This window comes from Streptomyces sp. NPDC005195 (assembly GCF_040608315.1).
Classification (GTDB): Bacteria; Actinomycetota; Actinomycetes; order Streptomycetales; family Streptomycetaceae; genus Streptomyces; species Streptomyces kaempferi.
Genome location: NZ_JBEXHZ010000083.1, coordinates 1 through 14118 on the forward strand (window position 1 = coordinate 1; position 14118 = coordinate 14118).

11 protein-coding genes and 3 pseudogenes are annotated in these 14118 nt (G+C 66.8%); 7 read left to right on the forward strand and 7 right to left on the reverse strand.

Translation table 11 applies throughout. The features are described from left to right. Nucleotides 1–263: 263 nt before the first annotated feature. Nucleotides 264–1669, reverse strand: a pseudogene (locus ABZV34_RS34415) (IS1380 family transposase). A 7-nt stretch (nt 1670–1676) separates the two neighbouring features. Here ABZV34_RS34415 and ABZV34_RS34420 point away from each other — a divergent pair. Both ABZV34_RS34420 and ABZV34_RS34425 read left to right on the forward strand, forming a co-directional pair. Next, the gene (locus ABZV34_RS34420) at nt 1677–2000 is read left to right on the forward strand and encodes an IS3 family transposase (protein WP_356285623.1); all 324 of its coding nucleotides are present in this window, start codon (nt 1677–1679) and stop codon (nt 1998–2000) included. Between the two features lie 957 nt (nt 2001–2957). Next, nucleotides 2958–3177, forward strand: a pseudogene (locus tag ABZV34_RS34425) (sigma factor-like helix-turn-helix DNA-binding protein); the annotation flags it as partial. On the opposite strand, the gene ABZV34_RS34430 reads toward ABZV34_RS34425, so the two are convergent. Further along, nucleotides 3114–3626 (reverse strand): hypothetical protein, encoded by a 513-nt coding sequence (locus ABZV34_RS34430; RefSeq protein WP_356285652.1) that lies wholly within the window; start codon nt 3624–3626, stop codon nt 3114–3116. The pseudogene ABZV34_RS34425 and the gene ABZV34_RS34430 sit on opposite strands and share 64 nt — an antisense overlap. Here ABZV34_RS34430 and ABZV34_RS34435 point away from each other — a divergent pair. The 3 genes and pseudogenes from ABZV34_RS34435 to ABZV34_RS34445 all read left to right on the forward strand — a co-directional run. Continuing rightward, nucleotides 3528–3761: a hypothetical protein gene (locus ABZV34_RS34435; RefSeq protein ID WP_356285626.1), complete on the forward strand. Its 234-nt coding sequence runs from the start codon at nt 3528–3530 to the stop codon at nt 3759–3761. The two genes, ABZV34_RS34430 and ABZV34_RS34435, sit on opposite strands and share 99 nt — an antisense overlap. A gap of 283 nt (nt 3762–4044) precedes the next feature. Continuing rightward, nucleotides 4045–4845: a SigB/SigF/SigG family RNA polymerase sigma factor gene (locus ABZV34_RS34440; RefSeq protein WP_356285646.1), complete on the forward strand. Its 801-nt coding sequence runs from the start codon at nt 4045–4047 to the stop codon at nt 4843–4845. Between the two features lie 533 nt (nt 4846–5378). After that, a pseudogene (locus ABZV34_RS34445) lies at nt 5379–6842 on the forward strand (ATP-binding cassette domain-containing protein); the annotation flags it as partial. A 518-nt stretch (nt 6843–7360) separates the two neighbouring features. On the opposite strand, the gene ABZV34_RS34450 reads toward ABZV34_RS34445, so the two are convergent. After that, nucleotides 7361–7909: a TetR/AcrR family transcriptional regulator gene (locus tag ABZV34_RS34450; protein WP_356285629.1), complete on the reverse strand. Its 549-nt coding sequence runs from the start codon at nt 7907–7909 to the stop codon at nt 7361–7363. Nucleotides 7910–8034: 125 nt separating this feature from the next. Between ABZV34_RS34450 and ABZV34_RS34455 the strand changes: the two genes are divergently transcribed. Together ABZV34_RS34455 and ABZV34_RS34460 are read left to right on the forward strand one after the other, a co-directional pair. Beyond that, the gene (locus tag ABZV34_RS34455; protein WP_356285632.1) at nt 8035–9084 is read left to right on the forward strand and encodes an aldo/keto reductase; all 1050 of its coding nucleotides are present in this window, start codon (nt 8035–8037) and stop codon (nt 9082–9084) included. 267 nt (nt 9085–9351) lie between these two features. Then, entirely contained in the window at nt 9352–9570 is a 219-nt protein-coding gene (locus ABZV34_RS34460) for a hypothetical protein (RefSeq protein ID WP_356285635.1), read from the forward strand. An 803-nt stretch (nt 9571–10373) separates the two neighbouring features. Here ABZV34_RS34460 and ABZV34_RS34465 read toward each other — a convergent pair. The 4 genes from ABZV34_RS34465 to ABZV34_RS34480 all read right to left on the reverse strand — a co-directional run. After that, the gene (locus ABZV34_RS34465; protein WP_356285637.1) at nt 10374–11240 is read right to left on the reverse strand and encodes an alpha/beta hydrolase; all 867 of its coding nucleotides are present in this window, start codon (nt 11238–11240) and stop codon (nt 10374–10376) included. A 712-nt stretch (nt 11241–11952) separates the two neighbouring features. Beyond that, entirely contained in the window at nt 11953–12384 is a 432-nt protein-coding gene (locus tag ABZV34_RS34470; RefSeq protein WP_356285640.1) for a DUF1622 domain-containing protein, read from the reverse strand. Between the two features lie 82 nt (nt 12385–12466). Next, nucleotides 12467–13108: a cysteine hydrolase gene (locus ABZV34_RS34475; RefSeq protein WP_356285649.1), complete on the reverse strand. Its 642-nt coding sequence runs from the start codon at nt 13106–13108 to the stop codon at nt 12467–12469. Nucleotides 13109–13887: 779 nt separating this feature from the next. Next, nucleotides 13888–14118, reverse strand: a 231-nt coding sequence (locus tag ABZV34_RS34480) for an IS3 family transposase (protein WP_356285643.1), incomplete at its 5' end; no start/stop codon positions are given.

Consider the following 14118-nt stretch of genomic DNA (forward strand, 5'->3'; position numbering starts at 1 on the left):
CCCACCTGGCCGCCGAACAGATCGCCGCGTCCATCGGCACCGTCGGGGACGCCCTCGACAACGCCCTGATGGAATCGACCATCGGTCTCTACAAACAATGCCGCGGAGTTAACCTCTCTGTTTCGGTTGGGGTGTTGAGGTGCCGTTGATCGTCAGCTGTCTGGTGGCAGCAGTGTTTTGGCCGTTCGGGCATGGTGGGGTCCCGGCGCGGTGGTCGGGTTCTCCGGGGTCTTTCGGGTCGTGGGTGGGCAGGGATTTGCCGGTCAGCCGGCCGGGCGGGGCAGTGCGGCGAGGCGATGGAAAGCCGTGGCCAGTTCGTGTCTCCAGGGCCAGGTCGCCGATATCCGCAAGCGCAGACGCCGGCCGCCGCGGGTGAGACGTGCGGCGACGTGCAGCAGTCGGTAGCGGAGTTTCTTCGGCTCGGCGGTGGCGAGTTCGCCGTCCAGCAGGAGGACGCGCATCCAGGCAGCAGGTCGATCGCCGCGAGGCTGAGTTCGAGCCAGGCGGCATTGATGCCGAAGTGGCGGGAGGGAAAGCGGCCGAAGCCGGTGCTCTTGCCGCACCGGATGTGGTCTTCGACCGTGGCATGCCCGCGGTGGCGGACCTCCAGGAACTGGGCGGAACCGCCACCGGAGTGCGGGGTGTCGGTGAGGAACACCTGATGCCGCAGGCCCTCGTCCTGGTCGAACAGGGACAGTTGTGCTCCGGGGTGCGGCCGCTCGCGGCGCACGATGATGCGGGTGTGGGCCGGGTAGCCGTCCAGATCGACCATGCCGGTCAGCTCGGTGATCTCGGCGCCGTCACGCAGTGTCCCGTCCTGGTTGAGGGCGGGATGCCAGAGGCGGTCGGGCATGGCCCGGACAGCGCGGCGGACCGGCTCGGTGATGGCGTATCCGACTGAGAAGAAGGTACGGATTCCTCGTTCCCGCAGGTCACGGACGTGGGCGAGGAAGGCTTTCGCGGATCCGGCACTGTCGGTGCGGACGAGGATGTCGGTGCCGTGCCGGTGGGCGTCGGGGATCTGGGCGAGCGCCTGGTCGAGCACCGTGATGTGATCCGCGGCGGTGTTGGCGCCGGCGTTCCCGGGCCGCAGCCGGCCGGACAGCCCTTCGCCGGTGTTGGCCAGGAAGCACAGCAGCGGGTGGAAGCCGAAGCCGCCCTTATAGGTGGGTGCGGCCTGCTCTTTCTCGGAGTGGCAGGTGATCAGGGTGGCGTCGAGGTCCAAAACCAGGCCGGGCAGCATGCGTCCCGCGGCCCGGACCGCGGGTATGCCCTCCCCGTGCTCGGCGGCCTGCAGCCAGGCGACTTCCCGGGCGTGGGCACGGGCCGAGCGCAGAGAAGCCAGTGCCTTCTCGTCAACGTCGGCGAGCAGTCGCCAGGCCGTTGCTGTCGAGGCGACAGCGCCGAACACCCCTGCCTCATCCCGCAGCACGGCCAGATCCGCGATGGCCTCGCCGCCGTCGGCGAGCATCACCGCCAGATCAGTGGCGATCCGGCCCGGATCATGTCCGGTCCCGCGCGGCCGAAGTGGCCTGAGAGCGGCGGAGTACGCGGCACTCAGCCCGGTGGCATCAGCGAGGTCCGCCAGCAATCGTGCACCGGCATGCCCGACCACCCCCGAACCATCGGCACTGACCTGGACCTTGGGACGCAACGCGATAGCCTGCACGTAGAAAGTGCCCTCCGCCTGGACCGACAAAACCCCTCAGCAAGGTTCATCGTCCCAGGTCAGGAAGGCACTTTCGCGTTTCCGCCTCAGCCAGCCGTCCCCAAGTGAAATGGCGAGGTTAACTCCGCGGCATTGTCTCTACAAAACCGAGCTGATCAAGCCGCAGCGGCCCTGGAAAGCCCTGAGCGACGTCGAGTTGTCCACCGCTGAGTACGTCGATTGGTACAACCACCGCCGACTCCACGGTGAGATCGGCCACGTCCCACCCGCCGAATACGAAACCGCCCATTACCAGAACACACAAAAACAGCAGGTCACAGCCACAATCTAGAGTCTCTACCGAACCCGGAACGGTTCAAACTCACGGTTCAGCTCGGGTGTGGACGGGGCGTTGTCCTCGGAGCCGATGATGCCCTGGGCGGCCGCGTATCAGGAGCTGGATCGTCTCGTGCAGAGTCTGGGGCAGAAGGTCGGGTCCCTCCGGGGGTGGAGCGTTTCCGTGTAGAGGGCCGCCGTGACCGTACTGCCGTCGCCCTCCCCAAGAACGGTGCCTTCGTCTTCCATCCTCACGGCCTGGTCCGCGGCACCGCCCCGTCCGGCGGACTGCCTCCAGGGTAATACCGCAGCACAGGACGGGCGAGGGCCTGCCGCGGCCTGACAGAGGAAGAGGCGCCGGATCCCAGGGCTGGCTCTGTCCACGAACCAAGCCGCCCGCAGGGCTGACTGGCTGCGTGTGCCTTCCCGACGATATTGCTCATGACTTGAGGCCAGGTAAGCAGCCCGGCCTCTCCAGAGCGTCTACAGAGACCGGACTGCGGCGAGAACCCTAGACCGGGCAGCGGTGGCCTGGCTCTCACAGATCACGCAGCGGACTCGACACCGAAGCGCGATCTCATAGAAAACGATGCCGCTGCCCTGTGGACACGAAGCCCGGCGCCTTTACCGCCTTTGCGCCCTGGCGCGCAGGACTGTGGGGGACTGTAGCGGCCGTGTTGTCCTCCAGCCGCCACCCCTGCGCGACACAGCCTCATCCCCATGTCAGGATGCTGCCGAGCGCCCCGAACTCACTTCACCCAGGGGGCGCTCCTGGCCGTGCGCAGTCTGCTTCGTCCCCCGCCTGCGACTGCGCACGGCATCTTCACCCACAACTCCGAGCTACTCCGACTCGGCTGAGGCCGAGTGCGGCGAGCTGCGCGAGCTTGTCGGCGGTGCTTGGCTCGCCGATCGTGTGTTCGGCAGAAAAATCCCGAGTTTCACCGGGTGCTCCTGGCCCTCGACCACGATCGTCTCTACATGCCCCCTGGACACGGAACGCACCCAGGCCGACGACGAATACAGCATCCGACACCCTGGGCACAATCGAGTCGGCCTTCGACGTCGCCGTCGACCGTGAAGCAGTCCAGGAGGGGCTGCGCCGACTGCCGGAACGTGAGCGGGCGATTCTCTATCTGCGGTTCTTCGAGAACAAGACGCAGGCCCGTATCGCCGAACGCTTCGGCATGTCCCAGACGCAGGTCGCCGGATCGTCCAGGACACCTGGGCGCAAGTGCGCGAACAGGCCCTGGCGTAAGGGCCCGGCCCCAGCTGGTCCCAAACCGTTCTGCGGCGGCGCCGCGGCTCGGGCATCTGTCGTTTTTTGCCCGAGCCGCATAAGCGTCGGGTGGTCAGCTGTCCTTGCCCATAACTTTTTGCGGACGGTGTCCTTGGTGCGGTCCATCAGTGCAGCGACGGGGCCAAGCGTCATGTTGGCTGCGCCGGATTCCACCCTAGGGCGGGGTCGGGTCGGCGCGATGGCCTCGGCGGCTTTGATGGCCTTGGCCATGGCGGCAAGTTTGGCGGTATCGGTGCCGCGCCGGATGTGGATGAACTCGTAACGTTCCTCGGCCCGGGCGTGCTCCTGCACTTCATGACGCAGTTTCATCAGCTGCAGCATGAACTTCGGGTCGTCGGTGTCCACCTCCTCCAGCGCGGCGAGTGTCTCCTTGGCAGCCTTCTCCTCGGCGAGCCGGTCGTCGACGATCTGTTTACCCCCGCCCAGCGTTCGTCGGACGAACGTGGGGTCTGTGGTCGGACGCTGGGTATCCGCGTTTGAGTCCGATGGGCAGGGGAACCCGGCGGGAATGCGCTTCAGACTGGAGGTGCACGCTCCGCATCAGATCGTCACCCGTCCTCGTCTTGTGATCGTGCCAGGGTGATGGCGGAGCGGCCGCATGGGTCGGGTACTCGCCGGTTGTGTGTGGGTGGTCCGGGCTCACGTCCGACTTCCGTTCAGGAGCGATGTCCATGTTGCCTCGCGCATCTGCTCATGCGCCCGTCCAGGGCCATGCCGTCGGCGGCCCAGGTTCCCGCCCGGAAGTAGCCCCCGTACCGAACGGATTCAGGCGTCGACGAAGCGCTCCTACCGGGCGACCCCTGGGGGCTCTGCTGCCCTGTTCGCACATTTGACTGGCTTGGGGGAGGGGGCGGAGCGGGAGAGGATCCGGGCCGAGCTGGTGTCCCTGTGGCTGCCGCTGGCGCAGCGAGTCGCGGGCCGCTTCCGAAACCGCGGGGAGGAACACGACGACCTGCGCCAGGTCGCCGCGGTGGGCCTCGTCAAGGCCATGGACCGCTACGACCCGGATCAGGGTCCCTTCGAGGTCTACGCGGTACCGACCATCACGGGTGAGATTAAACGGCACTTCCGCGACCGCACCTGGGCGGTCCGGGTGCCGCGACGGACGCAGGAGCTCCGCAACCAGGTGCGGATTGCTCGCAGCGAGCTCGCCGACCGACCGGGCAGCCATGAACCCACCCCCGCTGCCATCGCGGCCCTCACAGGGCTCACGCAACGTGAGGTCGGGCGGGGACTGGCAGCTCTCGAAAGCTACAGCGCCCTCTCCCTGGACGCAGAGATCGCCAGCGAGGACAACTTCACCCTCGGCGACTGCATCGGAGAAGCCGACCCGTCCTTCGACGTCGTCACCGACCGCGAAGCGGCAAAGGAGGGACTGCGTCAGTTGCCCGAGCGGGAGCAGACCATCCTCTATCTGCGCTTCTTCCGGGACATGACGCAACAGCGCATAGCCGAGGTCATTGGCATCTCCCAGATGCAGGTTTCCCGACTCATCTACCGCAGCTGCGCGCGAGTGCGCGCCGAAGCGCTCAAGGAATGCCCCACGGACCCGACACCGGCCTAACCTACTGCCGTGCGCGGCCTCAAGTATCGCTTGAGAGGGCTGGGCAGGTGCCCTAGGCGACTGCAGTCTGGCCTGGACGTTCTGCAGGTGGGCCGGGCCACCTGCAGGCTGTGACTCGTTCATGCGGCGTGTCGTTCGGCTTGTCTTCCGGTCGGCAGTAGCCGCAGGGTTCGGTACTCGGTGTCGCGGAGCGCGACACGGAACTGAGCTGCGGTGATCAGTGACGTCTTCCGGCTGGCGCGGGTGCAGCTGTCGGCGTGGAGGACCGCGGGTTGCGGGTCTGTGGGGTGGTGTTTGATCTCCGGCACGTAGCCGTCTCCCGCCCCGGTGGGGCTGTTGGGGTGCCGTTCGGTGAGGCTGAGGAACGGCGCTGGCGCCAGGGCAGGCCGCGCCTGCCGTAGCTGCGGCCGCGGTGGGCGGGGTTGGCCGGCGGCCTGGAGGGCGCGCTGTACTTCCTCGCGCTGGAGGGGGAGGTAGGTGCGGATGGTGTCGGTGTCGGCGAGCTGTTTGTCGAGGTGGGCGAGGATCGCGCTGAGGCGGGCTGGATCGGGCGGCAGTTGTGATCTCGGCTTTCTCCACCAGGAGATGCCATTCGACGCGGACTCGACCCTCGCTGCCGTACTGGACGAGGCTCTGTGCGAGGCCCGTGAGGACCTCGCCGAACTGGACCGGCTCGGCGGGGAGCTGGCCCGCGTCCCCGAGGACGATTCACGCCACCAGGAACTCCTCGACAGCTACGGCAGACGTCTCGAACAGGCCCAGCACCGGGAGTCCTGGGACGCCGACCGCCGTGCCGCGCTGGTCCTGGACGGCCTCGGCCTCGGTGCCTTCGGCCACGACCGGAGCCTAGGCTCGCTCTCCGGGGGACAACGCGGCCGGCTGGCCCTGGCCGTACTGCTGGTCCGGCGGCCCTCCGCCCTGGTCCTGGACGAGCCAACCAACCATCTCGACGACCACGCCGCCGCCTTCCTTGAGGAGCAGGTCCGGGCCCTGCCCGGCACCGTAGTGGTCGCCAGCCACGACCGGGCATTTCTCGACGCCGTCAGCACCGACCTGATCGACCTCGACCCGGCGGTGGACGGACCCGTCCGCTACGGCGGAAACTACAGCGCCTACCTGTCCGAGAAGCAGGCCCAGCGGGAGCGGCGGTATGCCGAGGAGCAGGACGAGCTGGTGGGACTGCGCGCGTCGGCAGGCGTGACCGCGCAGCGGGTGGCTCCGGACCGGGGCCGAGTCGACAACGAAAAGATGGGCTACGGCCACCGGGCCGGCCGGGTGCAGAACTCGATCTCCCGGCGGGTGCGCGACGCCACCCGGCGGTTGGAGGAACTGGAGCGCGCGCGGGTGGCCGAGCCGCCGCAGCCCCTGCGGTTCGCCGGTGAGTTGGCGGTGGAAGCGCTAGAGGGCCCCGACCGCTTCTGATATTGCGCGATGTAGGGGTGCCGGGGCGGCTGGCACTGGACTGCCTGGAGGTGGCGGCGACCGAGAGACTGCTCGTCACCGGCGGCAACGGAGCCGGCAAGTCGACATTGCTTGCCGTGCTCGCCGGACGGCTCACGGCCCAGGGCGAGGTGTACAGGCGGGATGGGCTGACGGTCGGGATACTCACCCAGGACACCGTGTTCGAACGGCTTGGGCAGACGGTACGCGATACCTACGAGCTGTCGCTCGGACCGGCGCGTGCACGGCGGGTGCCGCTGGATTCGCTCGGCTTGTTGTGGGAAACGGACCTGGACAAACCCGTTGGCCAGTTGTCCGTGGGGCATCGCCGCCGCCTGGCTCTGGCGCTACTGGTGGCCTGCCCGCCCCACCTTCTGCTCGACGAGCCCACCAACCACCTCTCCCCGGGACTGTGTGACGAGCTCGAAGAGGCGCTCGGCACCGGACCGGGTGCGATCGTAGTCGCCAGCCACGACCGCTGGTTGCGCCAGCGGTGGCAGGGCCGGGAGCTTCGACCGGCGGCAGGTAGCCGGGCGACTGCCCGTGCAATTCGTTGAGCCTCCCCACATTTTCGGAGGCTTCCCAACACATCCGTGCAGTCCGCCAGTAGAAACCGGCGCCGACCTTGATCTCTAATGTTCGACATCGAGTGCCGAGCCTGGGCGGCTGGCCGCCCAGGCTCGGCACTCGACTGCAAGGACGGAGACCTGGCCGGTGCGGACAGGGAGTCGCAGGAAGTTTCCAGCTTGCGTTGCACCTGCTCCAGTCCGCGCTGGTGCACGTCAACACGCTGCTGATGCAGGAGGTCCTGGCCGATCCGAAGTGGGTGGACAGGGGCTTACCGACGCGGACCGGCGGGCGCTGTCGCCGCTGTTCTAAACCCGGGTGAATCCGTACGGCCGGTTCGAGTTGGACATGAACAGCCGCCTCAATCTTGACCCGTCCATCCGGGCGGCACCGCCCGGCCCGCGTACCCCAGAGAGCGAGACGGTCGCGGTTCCGGTGTGACGGGCGGGCCCGGGGGCCGAGGGCCGGGAGTATGCACCGCCTGGACCTCGACTGTCCCAACCGCCGGCTATTGCAGGCCGGTGATGGCCAGGTCGAGGAGCCGTGCGGCCTGGGTGGCACCGTCCGGTGTGTTGGGGGTACGCCACAGGCAGCTCAGCAGCATGATCACGTCAACGGGGTCGATGCCCGGCCGGATGTCGCCAGCGTGTTCGCAAGCGTCGAGGAGTTGCTGGACAGCTGCGGCGACGGGTGGCCAGGAGGAGCTGATGACCTCCTGTGCGGCGGCTGAGTGGAGGGCTTCGCCGAGGTCGTGCTTGATGCGGACGTAAGCGGTGAGCGTGATGAACCAGCGGCGCAGCGCTTCCAGCGGGGGGTGCTGGGCGAGGATCTCGGGCGCGGAGGCGGTGAGGCGGGCGAGGTCGTGCCGGTAGACCTCCAGGATCAGTGCTTCACGGGTGGGGAAGTGCCGGTAGAGCGTGCCGGCGCCGACGCCGGCCCGCTTGGCGATGGAGTTGAGGGAGGCGCCCGGAGACTCGGCGAGAGCGTCGTGGGCGACCTGGAGGATCGTCTCGCGGTTCTTCAGTGCGTCGGAGCGCTGTTGCGGTGCACCGGCCATCGTGTCCTCCTTGGGCGGCGCCCGCAGGTAGCCCCCAGTCGCGAAACGGAGAGTTCTCCACTAAGCTCGAACGAGTCGGCGGAGAGTTCTCCGCTTGGCTTCGTTTCCATTGTAGGAGCTTCCCCGTGCGCTACATCAAGCTCGGCCGTACCGGCCTGGACGTCTCCCCGGTCGCCATCGGCGCCATGACCTACGGCGAGCCCGACCGTGGGCACCCGGTCTGGTCGCTGGACGAGGAGTCCAGCCGTCCCCTGATCAAGCAGGCATTGGAGGCGGGCGTCAACTTCTTCGACACGGCGAACATGTACTCCTACGGGTCCAGCGAGGAGATTCTGGGCCGGGCACTGAAGGACTACGCGAACCGCGACGACGTTGTGATCACCACCAAGGTCCGCCACCCCATGCGCCCCGGCAGCCCTAACAGCAGCGGCCTGTCCCGCAAGGCGATCATGTCCGAGATCGACAACAGCTTGCGCCGCCTGGGCACCGACTACGTCGACGTCTACATGATCCACCGCATGGACTCCACCACCCCTCTGGAGGAGACGCTGGAGGGCCTCAACGACGTGGTGAAGGCCGGTAAGGCCCGCTACCTCGGCGCGTCCTCCATGCACGCATGGCAGTTCGCCAAGGCCCTCCACCTCCAGGAACGCCACGGCTGGGCCCGCTTCGTCACCATGCAGGACCACTACAACCTCCTCGCCCGTGAGGAGGAGCGCGAAATGCTCCCCCTGTGCGCCGACGAAGGCGTGGCCACCATGGTCTGGAGCCCGCTGGCCCGAGGCCGCCTCGCCCGCCCCTTCGACCAAGCCACCACCAGCGAACGCGCGGCCACCGACGGCAGCTACGCAGACCTTCTCTACAAAGCCAACGCCGACAGCGACCGCCAGATCATCGACGCCCTCGGCGCCATCGCCGCCCAGCGCGGCGTCTCGCGCGCCCAGATCGCACTGGCGTGGCTGCGCCGCAACCCTGTCGTTGCCGCCCCCCTTGTCGGCGCCCGCACCGCCCAGCAGATCGACGACGCCATCGCCTCCCTCGACATCAACCTCACCGACGACGAGGCACGCCGCCTGGAGATGCCCTACACCCCCCGGCACGACTTCCAGGGCATCTCCGACGAACGCGAGATGGAACGCATCAAGGCATCCATCCCCGGCTACGCCAACCTCTGACACCGCGCCGACACGCAGCGGCGCCGTCACCGCAGCGACTTTGCGGACCGAAGGGTTCCAGGACGGGCTGGGCCGCACGCACGCTGTACCACCCCCAACAACTGAAAAATGACCGAACCCGTAGCGCGGCTGGGGTCCGTGGCGCTGGACTGTGCCGATCCGCGTCCGCTCGCCGAATTCTGGCGGCGATGCTCGGCGGGGACGTCACAGCCGATTCCGACGCCTTCTGCGCTGTCGAACTCGGGGAACTGCTGCTGGTGACCGTTCGTGTACCCGACTATCGGCCGCCATAGTGGCCCGACGGCCAAGCGAAGCAGTTCCACCTGCCTGCCGCAGCCGGTGAGGGTGGCGGCTGCCGAGGCTCTGGAAGTGATCGAACAGAGCCAGGATGTTAAGCGGGCGCAGGCGGCGGTGTGGACCGTGAACGAAGCAGTCCGCGCCTGCCGCCCCGGCTTCATCTCCTTGCACGACGACCAGGATTCCTGAGAGCGGCGCTCACACCGATGCCACATTGGGTGCGGCACGGTGCCCTGGCGGCTGCCAGGATGCTGGAGGGATGCCTCGCCCGGCACGGCACAAGGGCTCCCTCCGCTGTGCGTGGCCTGCCTCCCTCGTGCGCAGGCCGCGCACAGCGTCCCCGCACCCGGCGAGCCCGCCGGCCGCGGAATGAGGCAGACTCACTTCCAGCCTCGCCCCGGCCCCGTACGCCGCGGTGGTGAGCACTGCCCCCTCGACAGCGGCCGCTCTGCACGGCTGGGACGAACTGCTCTCCGATACGCCAGCCGACCTCCCCGCCTCTGCCCGCGACCGCCTGCCGCAGCTCGCCGCACTCGAGGCCGCCTGGCCTGCCCTCGCCCACGGGGACCACATCGTCCACTGCGACCTGCGGGCCGACAACGTGGTCCGCGATGCCACCCCGGCGTCACCTTCGTGGAGAGCGCCGCGTCGTGCACGGACGCGTGGGTGGTGTCGCACATGACTGTCCGATCGTGTCGATGCCGGCCCGGAGTCCGCTGCTCACCGCCGTGCCCGCCCAGATCTCCCTGACCGTCCCCGTCGATGTTCAGCCGCCACACCATCCGCGGCCCGGCCACGGTCTGCTTGTAGACGCCGGTGTACACGGTCTTTCCGTGCCAGGGAACGTCCCTGGGCATCCCGACATTCACTGCTGCCAACGTGGCCACCACGCCGCCTCTCTCGGGGCGCCTCCCGCACCGCTCCGGACGGGAAATCGCATCAGCCGCCGCGTCCGCGGAGGATCAGCCGGAGTGCGTGGGTCTCGCTGAGCTTCATGTGAGGACGCGTCCGAGGAATCCGTGGATGTATCCGCTGATGGCGTCCAGATGCGTCTCCAGGGCGAAGTGCCCGGCGGGCAGCAGGTGAACTTCCGCCTCCGGCAGGTCACGGGAGAACGCCTTCGCGCCGTCCGGCCCGAAGATCTCATCCCGCTCGCCCCAGACCGCGAGCAGGGGCACCTGGCTGGTACGGAAGTACTCCTGCAGCTTCGGGTACCCGTCGATGTTCGTCGGGTAGTCGCGGAACAGCGCCAGCTGGATCTCGTCGTTGCCGGGCCGTTCCAGCAGCAGCTGGTCCAGGGTCCATGTATCGGGGCTGACCAGGCTGGTGTCGGTGGCGCCGTTCTCGTACTGCCAACGGGTCGTGCTGGGGCTGAACTTGGCCCGCGCGCCCGGTTCCGTGTCGCGGCCGGGCTTGGTGGCGTACGCGAACAGGTCGTCCCAGAAGGGCTTGGCGAAGCCTTCCATGTAGGCGTTGCCGCTCTGCGAGATGATCGCGCTGACATCGAAGGACGGGTCGAGCGCCAGGCGCCAGCCGATCGGTGCCCCGTAGTCGTGCACGTATACGGCAAAACGTTCGATGCCCAGATGCTCCAGGAATCCGGCGGTGATGCCCGCGAGGTTGTCGAAGGTGTAGTCGAATGCGTCGACCTTGGGCATGACGGAGTGGCCATATCCGATGTGGTCGGTGGCGATCACGTGATAGTCATCGGCCAGTGCGGGCACGAGATGACGGAACATGTGCGAGCTGCTCGGGAATCCATGCAGCAACAGCACCACAGGTGCGTCGGTGGGGCCGGCCTCGCGGTAGAAGACCTTTTGGCCGTGGACGGTAGCTGTCTTATGTCGCGTGGGAAGCACATCGACCTCCGGGCGCCAGGGCGCGGTACTGCGTCAAATCCACCCGCATACAACCCGGTTGAATGCGACCAAGAGTCAGGGCGGTCGCCGCGGAGGCTCGGGAACCATTTTCCCTCGGCGGCGTGGTGCCTCGCGACAGATGGCGCCGGTTGCCACCTTCCTCACGCTAGACCCGACCCGCAGGGAGGGCAACGCGGCAGAACCAATAAATGGGATCGCAGAAATCATGTGCGGCTCGCTGAATCACGGGTGCCAACACATTACGGAACACAAGCACAGCAGAGTGTCACAGCAATGTCGCGAGTCGTTGTCCCCGCGGGATCGCCCGGCGGTAGGCCCGACATCACTGACGTCAGCCATAAATGACGTATGGCCGTTCCCGTCCGGCTTCCTACCGCAAAGTCGAGTTGGCCGCCCAGCACTGCGTCAATAACCATTGGGTGTAGTAGGCGGTCCGCGCTTGTCTCCACTGAAGCATCGGCCGAAGCGACTGTCAGCACTCACCGAAGACCACCAACAGAGTCACACCGTGGCGTTAGCGCCTTGAGCGGCTGCTGAGGCCGTGCTCGAAGAATCCGATGTCGGCGCGGACGGCGTAGTTCTGGGCTTGCTGGGGGTGCTGTCCGGCGTTGGGCCGTACTTGCTGATGGGGTTCTTGCGGGTGCGGACCTTGACGTGGCGTTGACGGATGCTCCACTGGCGCCGCACGGGGTCAGTCTTCGGGTTCGGCCGCTGGCTTTTGCCATGGCCACCGCCCGGTGATCTCGAGCTCGAGAGAAAAGCTGAGGAAGGTGCGGATACCCACGATCACGGCCAGCACTCCGACGCTTGTGTACGTCGGTGCGACGGCGACTGTACGGATGATGTCGCCGGCTACGAGGAACTCCAGCCCCAGTAGGATCGACCGCCCGACGCGACGGCGATAGCCGCGGTACACACCCGCCTCTCGGCGACTGAGCCGGATAGCCACGAGAACGGTCGCCAAGAGAATTCCCACAACTATGATTGCTACACCGCCGGCGTCAACGGCCCGACCGACCAGCTCCACGATGTGCTGGAACTCCACAGTGTCCTCTCTTGCGCCGACCCGAATCTGCTCGCTTGTGGTCCGCAACCTCTGTTGGTACCACGCGTCGATCCGCACAGTGCACCAGCGACCGTCGACGGCGCCTTTCCGAAGCGTTACTATCGGACGGGCTGAGTGCTATTTTCCGGCTACGAGTTCCTCAGTGCATTCGATCGAGCACTTCGTCAGTCGACAGCAACTCGTGGGCGAAGAAACGATAGTTGATGATCGCCGCCTGATAGCCGTCGCCCCAGACCGGGTGTCGGGGTCCAGCGGTTGCGTCCCTTACTACGGCGACCTCAAATCCCTCCTCGATGAGGTGCCGCATATGGGACTCAACGCACATGTTCGCCAGCATTCCGCCAAGAATAATCTTTTGCATTCCCCGCTTGCGCAGTTGCAGTACCAAGTCATTGGTTTCCGGTCCGAATATCTTGTGCGGGCTGGCGACCACCGTTTTGCCGTCTTCGATATAGGGCTTGAACCGGTCCAGCCAGTCTGCCCCGGAGTTTTGGAACCCGGTCAGATCGAGCTGCCCCGTCCGCGCGAACGTGTGGGTCTCGAGCTCGCTTGTCTCGAGCGGCCCGTTCATTTGCCATCCGCTGTCGGTCGGGTAGAAGTAATGGGGCGAGATGAAGACCTCATATCCGCCCGCCTTGGCCGTCTCGAAGATCCTCTCCATATTCTCAACGGTCCTGTTCTCTGTGACGCTCGCTCCTACCGCGTCCCAGTTCGCTCCGCCCTCGCTCAGCACGTCGTTCTGCGGGTCGATGAACACAACCGCCGTGTCGGTATTCTTCATTTCCACCTGGTGCTCCTCACGAGATAACAAACCACTGGTGCGACAAGTATTAGGTACGGTGGATGTCCTTCCGAAGCACATTCCAGCGCGAGGTCTCTTCCTGGGCCGCTGCGGATTGTTCCGACACCAAGCGACATCAGCCGAGTTCCGTGCTCACCTCGGTGTGTGCCCTGAGGAGGCACTGCCCCGGCCAGTCGGCCCTTCGTTCCACTTTGCCCCATCATGCACCGATATGCATCGGTGAATCTGTCAGTGCTCGGTGGTCTCGTAGTCGAACCCGACCACGGCGGTGCAGAGCAGCGGGAGGCCGTCCGGGCCCGGCGTCTCTGGATCGGCCCCTCTCCAAGAAGAGCTCTGACCGCGTCGGAGTCCTTGGCGGTTACGGCTGCCACGAGCCGGTCGGTCAGCTCATCCTGCGATGTTGGCATCTGTCCCCATGTTCGTCAGAGCGTCCGGGACGCACGGACTACGGCGCTGCGGTCACCGACGCTGGCTTCACTGTCATCCGTCGCTGATCGGAACTACCAAGGGATAGCGGCTGAGATGCAGTGATGGCGCGCGGCCCCCCGCGGGGGCCAGTTCCTGGACGGTTCACCGCATGTTCCGCCATTGCTTTCCCAGGACTCGACGGGACCGAGCTCAGGAGTCAAGGCAACACGCCGGCGCCACCGCGGCAGGGGCTGCCCGTCTACCGGGTCTGCCGTACCCGCTACCGGACCCGCCGTACGGGCGCGGGACGAGCCGGTTGAAGTTCCCCCCGCGCACTGGACAGCGGGTATTTACGCTGCTGAGGTGAGGTTCTGCCTGAGCAGGGATCTCGTTTCGAGCGGGGTGACGTACCCGTAGTCGGGGTGCCGGCGGAGCCGGCTGCGGTTGTACTCGACCTCGACATAGCGGAAGACGTCGGCCCGGGCGGCCTCGCGGGTCTCCCACACGGTTGTCCCGATCTCCGCTTTCAGGATGGCGAACCAGCTTTCCGCGGCGGCGTTATCGTAACAAGAGCCGACGCG

What these genes read in the sequence shown, in the direction of transcription:
- ABZV34_RS34450 (WP_356285629.1), bottom strand. Translation starts at nt 7,909, where the DNA reads ATGGCCGGTGCACCGCAACAGCGCTCCGACGCACTGAAGAACCGCGAG.
- ABZV34_RS34475 (WP_356285649.1), bottom strand. Translation starts at nt 13,108, where the DNA reads ATGAAGAATACCGACACGGCGGTTGTGTTCATCGACCCGCAGAACGAC.